Source organism: Haladaptatus halobius, assembly GCF_020618475.1.
Classification (GTDB): domain Archaea; phylum Halobacteriota; class Halobacteria; order Halobacteriales; family Haladaptataceae; genus Haladaptatus; species Haladaptatus halobius.
The window spans coordinates 268,687-285,978 of the sequence record NZ_CP085338.1 but is presented as its reverse complement, the minus strand read 5'-3'; the positions used below and the strand labels follow the sequence as shown (position 1 = coordinate 285,978).

Below are 17,292 nucleotides of genomic sequence, written 5' to 3'. Positions count from 1 at the left end.
TGCTAGATGTGACTGTTCTAGGCAACAAACACTAGGAAGAATACAATATAGCAAACATTTTTGTCATTTATAGCCGTTATAGGTCGGCCCAATGGTATTCATACTCTGGAATTGAATTCCGTTCTATGGAGTTATATGACCAGATCAAGGATTTAGAGTTCACCATCGAGAGCTACGATCTCCATTATAAGGAACAAAATAGCTCCGGCGATTTTGCCCGTACAAGTATCATACTTGATGTTCAGGACGAAAAGCCATCCTCTCCTGGTTTCACTCGTCCATGTACCCAAATTTCCCTTTCCGGAAACGGGTCAAGAGGATGGGGAGAAGACGTGATATATGATAAAGTGGATCATCATGCACTTATCGAGTCAACGACCCTGCTTCCTCTGACAGGGGAATATACAATAGAATCGTTTTCGGCTACGCTCAATGAATTAGATCTCTTTCCTGACCGACCACCCGAGCGAGAAGCCTCTCGATTCTATCGTCGGTGGGCATTCGAGAGCGCCGCCCTCGATCTTGCGCTCAAACAGGCTGAACTGAATCTCGCGACTATCATCAACCGTGATTATAACCCGGTTCGATTTGTCGTGAGCAACCGGTTAGGTGATCCACCAACGTTCGACCGGATTGCGACCTGGCTCGAACTGAATCCTGATTTAGAATTCAAACTCGACGCAACTTCTGATTGGTCAGATGATTTAATTGAAGATCTTGCAGCGACCAATGCAATCCAAATTCTGGACCTTAAAGGCCAGTATCAAGGCACAATGGTCGACCAACCGGCAGATCCATCACTCTATCGTCAGCTCATCAACCAGTTTCCAAATGCACTCATTGAAGATCCAGTGTTGACCAATGAGACACAGTCATTATTCGATGGTCAATCCCATCGAATCACCTGGGATGCGCCGATAACGGACATCCATAGCATTAAAGAGCTACCGTTTGAACCCGACTGGCTTAATATCAAGCCTTCGCGCTTTGGGACGCTCAAACGTCTTTTTGATACGATTGAATATTGTCTCGATCACGAGATCAAAATGTATGGGGGAGGACAGACTGAGCTCGGCGTTGGGCGTCAACATATCCATGCGCTTGCATCGCTGTTCTACCCCTCCACACCGAATGATATCGCACCACGAACATACAATCATCCAGAACCAACGCCTGGCCTCCCAACAAGCCCGCTCTCACCTCCGTCGAATCCTCGCGGTCTTGAATGGCGCTGAACAGTAGTATGACAATAAAATACAATAAATATCTAACTATGATGACTTCTCGACCCAACATCAACTGGAACTCGACAGGCTGAGTACTTCGGGGTGTGACCTCAAGAGTGACGTCGAGCCGTTCAATCGTAGTAGTATTCCAGGAGGACAGGATCAACCACTGGCAAATCATTCCATGAGTGCGAAAATGACAAAAATATAAACTATTCTAATCTCTTCAAGAGAAAACATTATTCGGGTCTCCCTCGAGTTTAGCGGTATGTCGGGTCTCTGGACATACCCATGGACGCTGAACCGTGACGGGCTGAACGACGCCTTCTACGATCTCGCGGCCCGCGAAATCGACACTGCAGCCTGTGCGACACACTATCATTCCGTCCGTTCCTTGCAGCCGCGCCACCCAGATACCATCTTTGAGACATTCTCCGGCGGCTGCTACTTCGATCCCGAATCTGAGCGTTTCTCAGGGATCCCAATCGATCCTATCCCAAACGAGATTGGCGACTTGGAGGACCCACTGGCCGATATTGTCGCCGCGGCCAACGACCACGGTGTGGACGTGGCCGCGTGGACAGTCTGCCTACACAACTCCCGTCTCGGGGAGCAGAATCCCGACTATCGGCAGGAGGACGTCTTCGGAACTCCCCATAATCACGCCTTCTGCCCAAGTAATCCCGAGGTGCAGCAGTACTTCCGGGCCGTGACGGAGGCAGCGACAGCCCGGGGTGTCGTTGAGGTACAACTGGAGTCAGTTGGGTTCCAGTCTGTCTTCCACGGCCATGATATGGCCTTCGGCCATGATAAACGCCAGATTCTCACGAGTTCGACAGAAGAATGGTTATTCTCCCAGTGTTTCTGTGACGCCTGCCGAGATCGCGCTCGTGACTACCACGTCGACATCAATCGTGCACAGACTCTGGTGAAAGATCTGATTGGCGATTCCTTCGACCACCCTCACTCGAACCCGCCGTCGCTCGACGCCCTAATCCAGGAACACCCAACTATGGCCGACTTGTTCGATTTCCGTGCCACAGTTGTCACCGATCTGATGGCTGCCATCGCAGACGGCGCCGGGAGCTCCGACGTGAACTACTACGTGATGGACGGATTCGGTTCAGAACCCGGCGATGGGTGGCCCGCTGGGATTCGACTCAATGAGCTGGAATCCTATCTGAACCGAATAACTGCACTCTGCTATGTGGCAAACCCCTCCGTCGCGGCCGAACGAGTTCGGCGACTCCAGCGAATCATTGATATACCGGTTGACGGTGGAGTCACCCTCAACCCGTCGCTGGTCGAATGCGAGCGTGACCTTCACGGCCAAGTGGATGCAATCCGCGAGCAGACCGACGGACGTGTGCAAGTGTATAATCATTCTCTTGCGACGATGACACAGATGGATTGGATAGAGCGGGCCCTCGCCACGGAGTGACACGGCCGCGAATCCATTGTACATCTACTCACCCATTTCCCGGTTGGCTGCGTTCAGAATTTCCTGGATGTATCCGATTGTGTACGCGTATTCCCGATGTTGCTTGTCTGTGTCGTCCTCCATCTTGAGGATGTGATCGGGCGTGAGTGCGGGTGTTGTGACAACCTTCTTGAATGTATTACATGTCAACGGCCCCTGCATGGGCTCCCGAACGCTTTTATTCCTTTTCTGAGATTATGGATCATGGCCTTCGAAAGTGAACCACTAAACGGACAGTCATGGGCAACTCAGACGTACACGGACATCGGTCGAGTCGGTGCAAAGGAGGGCTCGATCGCGATTATCCCTGTCGGCAGTATCGAGCAACATGGTCATCACCTGCCTGTCGCTACCGATACGTTACTCGTCGATGCCATCGCACGCCTCGGAACGGAGGCGGTCGCCAACGAGCTTCCGATACTCGTCACGCCACCAGTTTGGACTGGGCTTTCGCCCCATCATATGGCGTTCGGTGGAACGTTGACTCTTTCAGTAGAAACGATGTTGATGTTGTTAGAGGACATCGCCGAATCAGTGCTGGACAACGGGTTCGATGCGCTACTCTTTCTCAACGGCCACGGCGGGAACATGTCCCTTCTCGGTACCGCTATCACCAAGATTGGCCAATCACACCCCCAGGCAGAATTGCAGGGACTGACCTATTTCCAACTGGCTGAACCATTTGTGGATGAGATTCGGGAGAGCGAAATCGGTGGAATGGCCCATGGGGGGGAGTTCGAGACATCACTGATGCTTCATCTGTACCCTGATTTGGTTCACATAGACGATGCTGAAGGAACGTATCTAGATGATGTATATGAGCTTCGTAGTAAGGATATGTTCAAGGGCGGTCCACTATCAGTGTATCGACCATTCTCTACCTATAGCGATTCCGGAGCCATCGGCGACCCGAACCTCGCGAGCGCGGAAAAAGGTAGAAAGTTCTGTGACCGCTTAGAGACTGAATTGGCGAACTTGCTTCGGGCGATTCACGAAGAAAACCGGTGAGATAGGATGAATTAAAGGAGGGTAGCGACGACGCGATGTTTTTTCCGTCTCGGCTGAATATGATCCGCCGTTTTTCCGCCCTGCTACCTCGAACGCTCGGCGATAACTTCTATCTCGACGCCAATGTCGATGGGGAGGTCGGACACTTGAACTGCGCTCCTTGCGGGGAAGGGGTTGCTCATGTGTTTGGCATAAACCTTGTTAACTGCCTCGTAATTGTCCATGTCGGTGACGAAGACTGTTGCCTTTACGACATCGTCGAGCGAGCTGTCGGCCTCTGTGAGGATGGCCGAGATGTTCCGGAACACCTGTTCGGTTTGCTCACTAATGTCGTTGCTCACTACCTCACGGGTCTCAGGATCGGCTGCACCCTGTCCCGAGACGAAAATGAGGTCATTAGTGACGATCCCCTGTGAGTACGGGCCGATGCTAGAAGGCGCGTTCTCAGTACTTATCTCTTGCATACATTCCCTTGTTGAGGGAGGCTACAATAAATAGCTAGACACCGGCAAAATCCTTGAGCCTAGAACATATCGCAGCTGAAGCCCAGACATTTACACTAGTAGCTGACGGGAGCCGAGTGCTCTGATGGCGGCTGTTTCAGATGTCAGCACCGGTCATTCGGTCGTAGTATTCTTCTGCCCGGCACTTGTTCTCCTCAGAAAGCTCTACGATCGGCTCGCGGACTGGTCCTCCGTAGCGGCCGGCGAGTTCGATGCCGTACTTAATGGCGGGCACGTTGTTTGCGGCAAGGATATCATTATCCGGTCCAGATTCCTCTCGTAGATCTTCGTAGGGTCGGACGAGATCACGGATGCGCAGGGCTCGCTCCCAGTCCTGCTCGCGGAGTGCTTCCATAAGTGCGACTGCAATTTTCGGTACGAAGGAGCCGATACCCGTGGTGAACAACATACACAGTATCAGTCTGCCGATTACCGGGGTGCTCACTGTGAGAACGACATGGAGACTGGCAGTTATCTCCATCGACGGACGAAGGTCAGGATTGACTACGGAACTTCCCCTGGTATCGATCCTTTTGTCCATTCGCCAGTTTCTGATCCACAGGTCTTGCAGACCGAGAACGCCACTTGCTCATCAGATGCCTCAGGCGCGGTCCGTCGCTCAATGTCGTGGTTCGTGGCCGTGCCACAGGCCGGGCAGTCACGGAGTTTCACCGTTTCACCGTATTCAAGTGGCGCACCGAATGCGAGTGCCGTCACCCGTTCATTTCCGTGATTCCACCCGCGTTGGAATTCGCCTGGAGGGAACCGAATGATTTCACCAGTTTCGACATAGACCTCGCCGTCGTCTGTTTCGAAGGTGGCGGTGCCCGACTGTATGTAGAATATCTCTTCTTGAACCTCGTGGCAGTGGTAGGCGAAGGCGAAGCTGTCACCGGGTTCGAGTTCATAATAATTAATCGCGACGTCGGTCGTTCCCAGCGGCTTCGTTAATGGACGCATCACGGCTGCGGGTTGGAGCGCGTTCTCGACGTTGTCGATACCAAGTTTCTCCATACGTTACTTAGGTACCCCTGAAATTAAAAATAGTATTAATCAAAAATGATATGTTGTCGTTCTCTATCTATTGTCAAGAGCTGTGGAATAGGACACAGCTCTACATAATTGTACTTCTACGGTTATCGACAAAAAGGTAGTATTTGCTGACCTCTTCCGACTTCCACAAAGTCCTTGGACTGGTCGCTCCTTTCGCAGCTCGTTGTCGCTCCCAGAAATCGACTGAGTTCATCCCTACGAGCCGGTTCGTGAACGCATCGATCACGTTCGTGGCGTCTACGTTTTCTTCGACATCGAAGATTATTTCATTCTTAAAATACTAATAATATGCCTGATTTCAACTATCATGAAGCGCGCCTCATCAGTTCGTTGCAGCACGCCGGGGAGGATCTCTCCATCGATACAGACCAACGGGACCGGTTTTTCGACTGGCTTGTCGACCAGATAGGGAAGCTAATCTTCCCACGGATATCCGTTGCTTCCTAGTACTTGAGTGTCGGAATCGAACCCCCGGTTATGCCCGGTTCCAGTCTAGTTATCGGATTCCATTGACAGACTAGTGAACTACTCCGCCCTCCCGTGCTCGGCTCCTCGCTTGGTACGGACGGCGCTTCTTGGTTTTACGTGATTGCAGGCGAGAAAGCCTCGCCCTTGAGGGCGGGGATGAATCGCCGTCTTTGTTCACTTTCACTGTACGGTACAGTCTTCGGTGCTCTCCGTGCGTTTTTCTGGGAATCCGACGCGGTACATCCGCGCCCATACCGGGACAATCGGACAAATTCGGACTTCCCGGCCGAGGCTCGAAGTACCCCTTCGGGATCGGTTGGGTACCGACGCTAAACAACCAAGTACCTCCGAATCCCTCACGGGATAGGAGTAACGGCCACTTGGCATGGCCAGCACCTCGTCGGTGTGTAAACCGTAAACTCCCACCGAACCAGCGACCGACGTTGTGGGAATCCTCGCCCTTCAGGGCGGGGAGGATGTCAAGCCGGCACTTGCAGGAAATGGTCTTAGACTCTGCAAGCGAGGTCGCGTAAAAAGTGGGTCGGCGTGTCTCGCTCCTCCCAGTTCGATATTTGGACCGAACATTCGACGCATGCTTTGTGTCACGTTTGAACGATGGCAAGATGTGATGACCATCGCATCATTCGACCGCTGAAGAAGTAAGACCCCACCGTACAGTAAACATTATGAAAGATAACGTTCAAGAGACGCAAAAACATCTCGTTCGGACACCAGAAATCAGACATCTCTGGAAGCCCTTTCTCTCCTCTCTCCTTACGCAACCCGCGCTCGCTGAGGAATAGGGCGTAACGTTTGCAATTCAGCTAATAGTGATTCAACCGGTACCCGACGATATCAGTATGACAGTGAGCAAATCCACCATACATGACGGTAACCTGATAACTGTAATCGTAGTCGACCGTTCCTCCTTTAGTTGTTAAACAAAAACGATATTACTGGATGAGTTGTTACGGTGACGACGTTAGCAGGACCAATTTTCTCGATGACAGGGTATTACCAACCCTACAACGAAGTGGTGATCTGGGTAAATTTCCAATCTGTATAGCCGCTTACCAAATATTGATAAAGATTCACTCACAGCAATAGACAGAGGTGGGTATATGGCTAAAAATACAGATAATCAAAAAGTCCGATTGGGATTCACAGGCGTCGGTGGTCGTGGGGCGCACCTTCTCGAACGGTGTCTCGACATGAACGACGTTGATGTGCTAACGGTCTGTGACATTCAAGAGCGACATTGTCAGCGAGCCTGGAAAGAAGTCGTTGAATCAGGCCGTCCTGAGCCAAAGATCTATGAGGACCATGGTCAGATGGTGAAACGAGACGACCTCGACGGCGTTGTTATCGCTACGCCCTGGGAGAGCCACATTTCGATGGCAATCACGGCTATGGAAGCAGATAAATTCGTCGGCCTCGAAGTTGGTCCGGCGAACTCAGTCGAGGAGTGCTGGGAACTCGTACGCACTGCTGAGGAGACCGGTAGCCACTGTATGCTGCTAGAAAACTGTTGTTACTACCGGGATTGTATGGCCGTGCTAAACATGGTTCGACAGGGAATCTTCGGCGAGCTGGTTCATTGTCGATGTGGCTACGGCCACGATCTCCGTGAACCGATCATTACCGGCAGCGAAACAGCACTCAATCAAAAGGATGGACGGAATTATCGAGGGCTCCACAATGAGAAGCGAAACGGGGATCTTTACCCAACTCATGGTATCGGGCCAATGGCGAAGTGTCTGAACGTCAATAGCGGCAATCGGTTTGTCAGCTTGACTTCGACAGCGTCGAAATCCCGCGGACTCGATGACTGGGCGGAGAATAACCTCGAGCCGAACCATCCAAGTTACAACGTCGACTGGTCAATCGGGGATATTGTCACCACGGTTTTGAAATGCGCGAACGGAGAGACCGTGATCGTCAATCACGACGTCAGCCTCCCTCGGCCGTATTCGAATATGTATCACGTACAGGGAACGAATGGGATCTGGAAACGGACATTCGAATCGATCGATCATTCAGAGGAAAATCCAGGACTAACGCTGGAATCATCGATATACCTAGAGAAAAAGAGCTCAGGACATGAATGGGAATCCTTCGATACATACCAAACTAATCATGATAACCCTGTCTGGGAGGAATATCTTGAAATGGGAAGAAAAGCGGGTCACGGTGGGATCGACCATCTAGTGCTGCGCGACTACGTTATGAGCGTTAAACGAGGGGAGCACCCCCCAATCGACGTGTATGATGCCGCGACGTGGATGGTGATTTCACCTCTCTCGGAACGCTCGATCGCTCTCGGCAACGAACCGGTTGCGTTCCCGGACTTCACGAACGGAGCGTGGATGAATAACGACCCCAAGTTTGGGCTACTTGGTGACGATCTTCCCGAGCACCTATAAAATGACACTAGGTATAGGACTGGCCGGCCTTGCATCGTTCTACACCCACTACTATGCCGATCGCGCCGCCGAGCAGACGGGTACGGAGGTCGCAGCCGCCGCGCGTCTCGACGCATCGGACCAGCAGCTCAGCCAGCTAGGCCAACTGCCGGTAGAGGAGTTCTCGGATACGTACGATTGTCCTGTTTACGAATCATACGACGAATTACTTGAGGACGACAACGTCGATGTGATCGTTCTGGGATCCCTGGTCGCACGGAGGGCAGACGACGCCGTTACCGCACTCGAGTCTGGGACTCCGATATTAACGGGAAAGCCTGCTGCTGCGTCTGCTGACGACGCATCCCGGATCGCGAATGCCGCACGCACCGCTGATCTGGTTGCGGCTACGACCACTCCCCATCGCCACGACAGCCGCATCCGAGAAGCGCAGAAGAGAGTAACTGAGGGAGGCGTCGGAGAAGTCCTTCGGGTCCGTACCTCGGTTTATCACAGGATGGCTAGTCCCGACGGGATCGAAGCCAAAGACGGACTGGCTCCCGGAGAACCGGGTCCCACCTATACGATGGGGTACTATACGACCGACGCGCTGTTGTGGTTCGTCGGAGACGCTACCCCGATGCGAATGACTGGTGAGTTGGAGAACAGCAACTCACCGTTCATGAATCATCCTGATGTAGGATCAGCGACAGTCCGTTTCGAAGACGGTACGATCGGCACGATGACCTTCTCGATGTGCAACAATTCCGGTCCAAGATACGGATGGGAAGTCGAGGTCTTCGGTACTGAGGGGACAATCAGGACTGGTCAGCATGGTCATGAAGGGACTCACTGGCGTAAGGACAACGGAGAAATCATCGAGGAATTTGGACGCTCGCTGGATCCTGTCCTCGATCGGCAGTTCGATCAGTTCGTCGACGCAGTGCGAGCTGGGAACGGCCACGATGCAGTTCCGCCGGGTCCAGCTGAATCGGCAAAGGGGATTGCATTGTGTGACGCGTGGGCCCGAACTGCCGAGGATGGTGATCCCGTGATGCTAGACTGATTGAAAGTATTGCGCGTCGCGTTCTATACTGGGCCGCTCCCGTTTTCGATCAAAATTAGTAAGTTCCGAGATCGAGTGTCTCCAAATCGAGACGAATTCTCCCGTTTGTACCTCCGATTGTCACTCGAATGAATCCCTCCAAGTCATCCCGAACTTCTCACACCTTTAGAGTTAGCTGATGGCTATATTTGTGGCAATCGGCGAACTTGTAAAATAGTTAGATGGCTAAGTATTCTTCAGTCGTAAGAGTTAGAGAATTCGTTTCCCGAACCAATGCAGCGATATAAGCGAACGACCAGACCGTGATACCTTACTAGCTGGATTTCCCCATCTACACCACGGCCACTCGATCCATTCGACGATGAGTCCGATTTCCTCTCGGATTTCACTGCCGGCGGTTTCGAAGGACAATTCGTCGGGATTCGCGTAGCCATCCGGTAACCCCTCTTCAGATCGTCCACCTGGTGCTAAAGGAGGATCTGTTCGTCGAAGACGTCGGTGTCGATCTCAACTTTCAGCGTGACATGACCAGCTTCTTCAGTGAATCTCACCCGAGACTTTTTCCGCGTAGATTGGATCTTAATTCATATCGTTCGGGATAACTCGAAATCGTTCCTTGCCGTAGGGATTGTCTTCGTATTTCTATCCGTTGGTCGCTAGGAACCGTAACTCTTCCTAAAGAGAGAATATCTCTATATCCTGTAGAGAATATCAAATGAGCAATCTTTAATTTGGAAAATTAAGTCGTCTGAAGTCGAGTACTGGTATTATTTGAGTGTTTTGTCGAACCAATCAAATGCCTCGACCTGCATTTCGCAATCGAACTTGTGTGTTCCTTTATAAAATGAGCATTTATATCGATCATTAGCCCCAGCGATCTCGTAGACCCGTTCGAGTATATCGTCGGCGCGACGCATCTCCTCGACGGTAAACAACGGATCTTCTCGATTGTTGAGAACCAGCGTTGGAGCCGGAACGCGGAGTCCGAGGATCTCGGAGTAGTCAAGGTCGTTTGCACATAGCGGCAAGTAACACATCCAGGTGTGGGATTGGCTCTTATGTAGTTGAAAATCACGCCAAGTAGTCATCATTCCTGCACAAACGGCGCTATCGATCCGGTTATCAAGCCCGGCGAGATAAACCGTTCGCAGACCGCCCCCGGAGAGACCCCCACAGCCAATAGCTGACGCGTCCACGTCAGTCCGCGCACAGAGCACGTCAAGTGCACACTGATCCTCGACGAGGGTGACCCCCGGCCACGTCGTTCCCGCCGAGAATAACGATTTCGCCATTGTCGATTCGTGAGCGGCTGCCCACTTGTCGTAGGCTTTGATGGTATCTGGGTCGTCATCACTCGGTTCAGTGGTTTTCTCGCGTATCGATGCTGGGACGTCCCGGAGGCGAACTCGTCGGCTCGCAAACGTGAACGCGTCGTGGACCAGGACCGCATAGCCGCGCTTTGCGAGAGCGTTCGCCCATGGTCGTCCTCCATAACTATCTCGACGGTGGTTAGTCATCAGAGGATTGTTAAGTCGAGGCGTCTCCACGATTTTTCGTCGACCGAAGTATTTCACGCCACCATGATCGTGGAGACCTAACACGCCGGGTAATGGACTCTCTGCCTTCGAGGGCTTTAGAAAGACAGCCTTTGTCGGAGGTCCGTAGGGAAGTTCCCAACTCAGTTCCTCGACGTATAGGCCATCGTGGTTGTATTGTGCTTCGACGGTCGGTTCTAGCCTGTCACTTATCTCTGGAGGCGACAGAAGAGCACCTACGCGCTCTCGCGCCTTCTTCCGCCACTCGTCGGTATTGTCGTATCGAGAGTTGAGAAGTGATAGCGTCCCAGGGTCGTCCGCTAGTGACGCGGCCCACTGACCGTATGCACCGATCATTGTTCGGTCCGACATACAAGAGATACTGACCAGTAATGATAAAGACATTGCGGTGATATAAACGAGCGAAACTAGACCAGCATCAACTATTTTTTCCTGCCCTGCAAAACTACACTCAAATGGCAGTGACCGAAATCATCGCTAAGGTGTTTACCGTTGTCTTACTAGGATTGATTACAGGAGGGTATATTGCGGTAGCGTGGTCGCCATTCCTGCTCCTCCGGCAGCTTCAACCGTTGTTCCGAGTTGGACAAACCAACAAGTGGTGGCTCAACTACCTGTTTGCCGCTGCCGTGATTGGGATCAGCCATGTGGTCGTGTATACTGTCGGGATGCTCTTAGTCGGCCGCACCGAAGCGGCAGTAGAGATGATTTTCTATAGCGGGGTCGGAGTCGCGCTGTTCGGAATGGTGGTAGCCGGGATAGGGCTTCCCGTACTCGGATACAATTGGAAACGGGGTGGATATATGACGGAGTTCGCGCTTCTGGGCGGCGCTGTCTGGTACGCCCTGATCACGATCGTTCCGCCATTTGTTCTTCAGAGCTTGTATCTTGCCCGCTCATGAGCGACTGAAATAGAACTGAGGGGATCGCCGACGGGATCCACTACACCGATTCGAGACAACCCGCGACATACCTGTAGGCCAATTTCGGTACTCACTCCGGTTTGACATTGTACTCGTCGTCGATCCGGTAAAACGGACCGTGTTTGATCGACTCTTGAGCGGCGATGGCGATCGCAGCAGCTTTCTTCGCGTCATTCGGCGAGGCCGGTCTGATCGCATTACCCTGGAGACAACGGAGGAATCGAATCATCTGACGGTAGTCGGCGCCGCCATGGTTAGCCTCGCCGGCGGCGGCGTTGGGCCGCGTCTGAATTCGACTCGCAGTGGTCCGGTTGAACAGATCGAGTGTACCCGCTTCCTCTGGCGTTCGAATGATGCCATCGTCTCCGCGAACAAAGTAGCTCCGGTGTCGCCCCTGTGTAAATGGCGAGAACAGCGAAAGTTCAAGGGTAGCCTTAACGCCGTTTTCGTACTCCACAATGGTGGTTGCATGATCGATCGTGTCGGTTTCCTTTGAGAGCACTCGCTGTCCACCAATCGCCGCGACTCGGACCGGATCCGCTCCGGTATACCAGTTGTAGAGATCGAAATCATGACAATTTTTTTCCAAGAGAGTTCCGCCGGAACGTCCATCTGAGTACCGGAATCCTGGGGGAAATGGGACACGGACGTTGTGACTGGTGATCATCCCGAGTTTACCGATTGTACCGTCGTCGATCAATTCAGAAATCTTCGTGTATACGGGGTGAGATCGGAGATTAAATCCAACAAAAAACAATCCATCGGATCGGTCGTCGGCCTCTATGAGTAGATCGTGCTCTGCCAGCGTGAGGCCGATTGGCTTCTCGCAGAACGTGTCGATCCCGCGTTCGAGGAGCGCGGTCGCCTGTTCGAGGTGGGCAAAGTTTGGCGAGGCGACAATGACAGCGTCGAAAGAGCCGTCATCGACCAGTGCTCGGAAGGAATCGTACAGCGTCGGATCGTCCCCCTTGTCGACGCAGAGCTGGCCGAGCCGCTTGCGAGCTGCTTTGTCTGGATCGAACACGGCTGTCACTTCCGGATCGAGATCGCTAATTCCCTGGGTCCACGACGGCGGGTCAGGCGCGTGTTTCTTGTAGGCTGCCTCTCCGACGATCGACCACTGGTCCTCCGCGGAGAACGGATACTCCCGGTCGCGGACCGTGTACACCTGGTGAACGTGATGGCGTGCGCGATCGCCACCGCCAACGACAGCAAGTCGAGTAGAAGCCATAGCCGACAATTGTGTGGATGTTATTTAAATTTTTGTCGTGCGTAGAATCTGCCAGTTGACATCCTCGCCCTTCCGGGCGGGGAGGATGTCAACGTACACCTGATTGCTATACAGTATAAATCCGAACCCATTTGTTCAAAGACGGCTCTCCTATTCTCAGTTTTGTTCACCAGTCTGGTTGGTTCAGTTTCGAGGAAGACGTAAACCAGTTGAATAGGCCCACTGGCACGACTCATCAGAGATATCCCGGAGAAGCGGTCTTCGTAGCATTGTGTCGTGATTCGGTCCGCTCAACGGTCTACTCTCGACCTCACCAATTGTCAATATACCTTTGATTGTCGCTTCCATCATATTTAGGTACTAATGTTCGAAAGAATAACGCATGGCTAAGTACGCTGTCGGAGTCATTGGTACCGGTGCACAGCCTGGGGGAAATGAAGAAACAGGCATGGCAATGGGCTATCGTCACGGTGATTCATATCAGGTGCTCGAAAGCTGTGAACTGGTGGGGTGTGCGGACGTTGTTCCTGAAAACGCGAAGAAGTTCGCGGATACATTCGGAATTGAGGTGGCAAACACGTATACGGACCACGTCGAGATGCTCCGCGACGTAGATCTCGATATCGTGAGCATCACGACCCCGATCCCAACCCATGCACCTATCGTTCTTGACTGTGCGAATGAGGGCGATCTGCGGGCGATCCACAGCGAGAAGCCCATAGCCGACAGGTGGGGCGATGCGAAACTGATAACTCAGGAATGCGCACGTCAGGGAATCCAGCTCACAATCGACCACCAGCTACGATTTTCCGAGCCGGTCGAGCGTGCAATGGCACTGATTGAAGATGGGGCCGTCGGTGAGGTTCGGCGTGTCGAGGCTTCCCGACGTGATCTATTCGAGGCCGGAATCCATCAACTGGATCTCTGTAGCTACTTCACCGGTGATGTCCCTGCGGCATGGGTGCTGGGCGCGATTGACTACCGCGAGGAGGAGCGAAGGAACGGCGTCCACATCGAAGGACAGGCACTCGCCCTCTGGCAGTACGAGAACGGGGTTTACGGACTCATCTCAACCGGTCACGGCATGGATTCGATCGGTGCCCTCAACCGCGTGGTCGGCACTAATGGCGAGATCGAGTTAGACTTCTGGAGCGACGAACCACTCCGTATTCGACGCACCGGCAAAGGATGGGAGACGATTGACTGCGATTACGGCAATCCTCTGGAGGAAGGAGTCGCGCACGTCGTTAACTGCCTAGACTCGGATAAGGAACCGCTCCTGTCAGCCCGTCGGGCGCTCATTGGAACAGAATTAGCCTTCGGAATCTACGAGTCCGTTCGACGGCGAGGACGAGTCGACCTGCCGCTCGACATCGATGATAATCCGCTGGTTACAATGATCGAGTCGGGGGACCTGGATTTGGCCTAACGCTTTTCAAGAATTGCATCTACAGCCTTTTCCAACGACGTGTTCGGTCGTCTGTGAGGCTGTGCTCGGAGACGACCCAATCGACATTGGCACAGGCGTCGATCCGGTTGCACTTCTTGACCAGTACGGTGACCGGATTAATGTCGTCTAGCTGACCGACAGTCGGCCGGGATCGATGAAGTCCTACCACATGTTTCTCGAGACCGGCGAGGTTGATCTTCGGGCTTTCGACGCCGGCATGATTGGTCAACTCGTTCTCGATTTGGAGGCTGAAGTCAAAGGCGGCCTGCGCAAAGACGTCGAACGCGGTTCCGTTGTTGAGCGGTGTGAAATCGAAGGTATGGTAAGGATAGTACAGCTGCACGTCGTTTTCTCGAGTCGTTCAGCCAACGACGTGAGGTCGTGTCCCCTCGCGAGCGGCCGCTTCAAACTTGAACGCATCACGATCGTAGGATTAGAAAACGAACCCATCGCACTGGATCGTGTCATACGTAGGGAGTGTTACCGTATAGACGTCCCTGAATTCATCAAGACAAATATGTGCGCCGGTCAAATGGAGATCGGTGGCGGTGATCACAGACACTATCTCCTCGGAAGTGGTTTCTTTAGGTCCGGAGAGTTGAAGGCCTCGAAGGTCGTTTCCGACCCGTTTCATCGTCTACGGCAGCGATTCGTCCAAATTCAGTAAGGTATATAATTAGATCCCGATCCGCATGACCATTGACACCTGACGGAGTTTACCAAACGTTACTCTACTAACTGGGTTCATTGCAGTCATCGTGGAAGTTGAATGGGGTCTTCCTGCGCGAACTACTAATGGATGACCTTCCATCCCCTTCTTCGCTAATTGCCTCAAGTCCGTTCATGATGACGTCCTCGTTTCTGGTCACTTCGAACGCTGCGTTTCGGCCGCTCTCTATAACTGGTGTCATCATGTCTACGGATAGCCTTCATCGATGTGCACCGTCCGAACATCGGACGGGTTGAGGGGTCGTAATCGAATCGCGAGGCTGCAAGATCGATTAGGAACATCCGCCACCCCGGGCAAAGCAGCATGTTTGGGTGGTTGACTGCTCCAACAAACCAAACAATGAGACCAATTTCCCCTACGCCCCTTGACCGAGTAAGACGCCGTTCATCACGATTTCTACGATAGTGAAAAATACGGTCCACCTTAGGGATATGTCGTTAACATTGGGACAGTGATCGGTCTCAACGATAACACACTCGCGGTAGATATTGTAAGTTCTGACCTGTAACTGGCAGATGAATACTTCAAATATTTGTTAGTTCCGATTACAGTTCTGACGATGTTGTAACCTGGCCTGTACGGGTATCCGCACTCGAACCACCTCGACTCGCGTGGATACTCGCCGTCAAGTATTCGAAGCTCAGCGTACGCTCCGTCTCCACAAGCATTTCCACGGTATCAGGTTTGTGATCACTCCATCCTGGATGGTTACCTGCTTTAGTTCCTCAAAAACGATCGTTTGGTTCACAACAAATTTCAAAATGCGACAAAATAATTGAAGATCACAAGGATCAAGCGACAATATTTCGATCGAGTAGTACAGACAAAGAAAATATCTTGCCCGTTAATGTAGAGCTGTTGTCTTCGCTATTTGGACTGGCGCCGACTATGCTTCTTCGATGTTGTAGTCGTCTGTGATCTGCACCTCGATTCCGTCGTCAATAGACTTCTCAGCTCCGAACGCGATCGCCGCAGACTTCTTTGCATCCATCAGCGTCGCGGGCGGTTCTTCCTCTCCCTGTACACATCGGAGGAATCGCTTCATTTGAATGTAATCCGCCCCCCCGTGCCCGGACGATTTCGGTGACCGTACAGAATACTCGTCCCGCTTCATCTTTCCGAAGAACCGTATGTTCTCTTGGTCTCCTTCCGGCGTCCGCAGCAGCCCTTCATCCCCGCGAAGTTCGTAGAGGCGAGTCCGTTCGCCGAACGGAGCGAACAGACACAACTCAAGTGTAGCGACGGTATTGTCGGCGTACTCAATCACAACGCTAGCGTGGTCCTTTACGTTGTTGTTCTCTTTCAGGGCGTGTTGGCCGCCGTAGGCGAACACGTGGACCGGATCGGACTCAACAAACCAGTTAAACACGTCGAAGTCGTGAGAATTCTTGTCGAGTAGTGCACCACCGCCCATTTCACGCGAGTAGGCATATCGCGCGAAGAACGGCCCGCGCGCCTCCTGACAAGAGATCATCCCGAGGTCGCCGACGATGTCATCTGACAATAGCTCCTTGATCCGCATGAAATACGGTGATGATCGGAGATTGAACCCCGAATAGAAGGTGCTGTCAGACCTCTCGTGGGCCTCGATTATCTCATCGTAATCAGCGAGTGTCGTGACGATGCCCTTCTCACACAGGATGTCAATATCTCCGTCCATGAGTGGAAGCAAAGCTTCTTTGTGAACGGCCGGAGGTGAGGCTACGATCGCAGCGTTGAACTCGGCGGTCGCCAGGAGTTCGTCGAGTGTCTGGAACAGTTCGGGCTCGTCTCCATGCCGCTCGCAGATCTCGCTAGTTTTTCTCCGCTCTTCCTCCGACGGATCCATTATCGCCGCTATTTCGGGCTGAAGATCCGACACGTCGTCTACCCATGATGGGACCCTGTTCGCGTACTGGTCGTAGAGCCGGTCTGGATATTCGTCCGATCTATCGCTGTATAGATAGTTCGCGTCTCTTACATCGTAACTCTCCTTCACGTGGGCTCGCCCACGTTGACCGCCACCAATTATCGCTAACTGAATGCCATCATTCATATGATCTAGATTAGCACAAGAGAACAAATAACTTTCTTTGCAACTACTTGGTTTCTGTACGTGACGTAATAAGCGTGAAGCGCGTTTGGATTGAATTCTCTAACCGGTTTCGTGGAAAATCACACTAGAACCCTGTAGTGATTGTTCCTTGTTACCCAATA

General features: G+C 52.5%; 14 protein-coding genes. 7 read left to right on the top strand and 7 right to left on the bottom strand.

The window, feature by feature from the left end; all coding sequences use genetic code 11:
• The first annotated feature begins 125 nt into the window (after positions 1–125).
• The 3 genes from LIW51_RS28925 to LIW51_RS28915 all read left to right on the top strand — a co-directional run bounded on the left by LIW51_RS28925 (position 126) and on the right by LIW51_RS28915 (position 3,714).
• The gene (locus tag LIW51_RS28925) at positions 126–1,235 is read left to right on the top strand and encodes a hypothetical protein (protein ID WP_227379476.1); all 1,110 of its coding nucleotides are present in this window, start codon (positions 126–128) and stop codon (positions 1,233–1,235) included.
• 259 nt (positions 1,236–1,494) lie between these two features.
• Complete coding sequence (locus tag LIW51_RS28920; RefSeq protein ID WP_227379475.1) at positions 1,495–2,667, top strand: alpha-amylase family protein; 1,173 nt, start codon at positions 1,495–1,497, stop codon at positions 2,665–2,667.
• A gap of 243 nt (positions 2,668–2,910) precedes the next feature.
• A complete protein-coding gene (locus LIW51_RS28915) occupies positions 2,911–3,714 on the top strand; it encodes a creatininase family protein (RefSeq protein ID WP_227379474.1) in 804 nt (267 codons plus the stop codon).
• A gap of 83 nt (positions 3,715–3,797) precedes the next feature.
• Here the strand turns inward: LIW51_RS28915 and LIW51_RS28910 are convergent, their stop codons facing one another.
• From LIW51_RS28910 to LIW51_RS28900, 3 genes are all read right to left on the bottom strand, one after another.
• Entirely contained in the window at positions 3,798–4,178 is a 381-nt protein-coding gene (locus LIW51_RS28910; RefSeq protein ID WP_227379473.1) for a Rid family detoxifying hydrolase, read from the bottom strand.
• A 136-nt stretch (positions 4,179–4,314) separates the two neighbouring features.
• A complete protein-coding gene (locus tag LIW51_RS28905; RefSeq protein ID WP_227379472.1) occupies positions 4,315–4,626 on the bottom strand; it encodes a beta/alpha barrel domain-containing protein in 312 nt (103 codons plus the stop codon).
• Positions 4,627–4,721: 95 nt separating this feature from the next.
• Positions 4,722–5,231 (bottom strand): cupin domain-containing protein, encoded by a 510-nt coding sequence (locus LIW51_RS28900; RefSeq protein WP_227379471.1) that lies wholly within the window; start codon positions 5,229–5,231, stop codon positions 4,722–4,724.
• Between the two features lie 1,628 nt (positions 5,232–6,859).
• Here LIW51_RS28900 and LIW51_RS28895 point away from each other — a divergent pair.
• Together LIW51_RS28895 and LIW51_RS28890 are read left to right on the top strand one after the other, a co-directional pair.
• Positions 6,860–8,161 carry a Gfo/Idh/MocA family protein gene (locus tag LIW51_RS28895; RefSeq protein ID WP_227379470.1) on the top strand — a complete coding sequence of 434 codons (1,302 nt, stop codon included), beginning with the start codon at positions 6,860–6,862 and terminating at the stop codon, positions 8,159–8,161.
• A 1-nt stretch (position 8,162) separates the two neighbouring features.
• Positions 8,163–9,206 (top strand): Gfo/Idh/MocA family protein, encoded by a 1,044-nt coding sequence (locus tag LIW51_RS28890; protein WP_227379469.1) that lies wholly within the window; start codon positions 8,163–8,165, stop codon positions 9,204–9,206.
• 767 nt (positions 9,207–9,973) lie between these two features.
• Here LIW51_RS28890 and LIW51_RS28885 read toward each other — a convergent pair.
• Positions 9,974–11,113: a dienelactone hydrolase family protein gene (locus LIW51_RS28885; RefSeq protein WP_227379468.1), complete on the bottom strand. Its 1,140-nt coding sequence runs from the start codon at positions 11,111–11,113 to the stop codon at positions 9,974–9,976.
• 104 nt (positions 11,114–11,217) lie between these two features.
• On the opposite strand from LIW51_RS28885, the gene LIW51_RS28880 reads away from it, so the two are divergent.
• Positions 11,218–11,664 carry a DUF8162 family protein gene (locus LIW51_RS28880; RefSeq protein ID WP_227379467.1) on the top strand — a complete coding sequence of 149 codons (447 nt, stop codon included), beginning with the start codon at positions 11,218–11,220 and terminating at the stop codon, positions 11,662–11,664.
• A gap of 91 nt (positions 11,665–11,755) precedes the next feature.
• Here the strand turns inward: LIW51_RS28880 and LIW51_RS28875 are convergent, their stop codons facing one another.
• Positions 11,756–12,916, bottom strand: a complete 1,161-nt coding sequence (locus tag LIW51_RS28875; RefSeq protein WP_227379466.1) for a Gfo/Idh/MocA family protein — start codon at positions 12,914–12,916, stop codon at positions 11,756–11,758.
• A 382-nt stretch (positions 12,917–13,298) separates the two neighbouring features.
• On the opposite strand from LIW51_RS28875, the gene LIW51_RS28870 reads away from it, so the two are divergent.
• Positions 13,299–14,345 (top strand): Gfo/Idh/MocA family protein, encoded by a 1,047-nt coding sequence (locus LIW51_RS28870; RefSeq protein ID WP_227379465.1) that lies wholly within the window; start codon positions 13,299–13,301, stop codon positions 14,343–14,345.
• Between the two features lie 19 nt (positions 14,346–14,364).
• Here the strand turns inward: LIW51_RS28870 and LIW51_RS28865 are convergent, their stop codons facing one another.
• Both LIW51_RS28865 and LIW51_RS28860 read right to left on the bottom strand, forming a co-directional pair.
• Positions 14,365–14,709 (bottom strand): hypothetical protein, encoded by a 345-nt coding sequence (locus tag LIW51_RS28865; protein ID WP_227379464.1) that lies wholly within the window; start codon positions 14,707–14,709, stop codon positions 14,365–14,367.
• A 1,273-nt stretch (positions 14,710–15,982) separates the two neighbouring features.
• On the bottom strand, positions 15,983–17,074 hold the full coding sequence (locus tag LIW51_RS28860; protein WP_255767635.1) for a Gfo/Idh/MocA family protein: 1,092 nt from the start codon (positions 17,072–17,074) through the stop codon (positions 15,983–15,985).
• Positions 17,075–17,292: the final 218 nt, after the last annotated feature.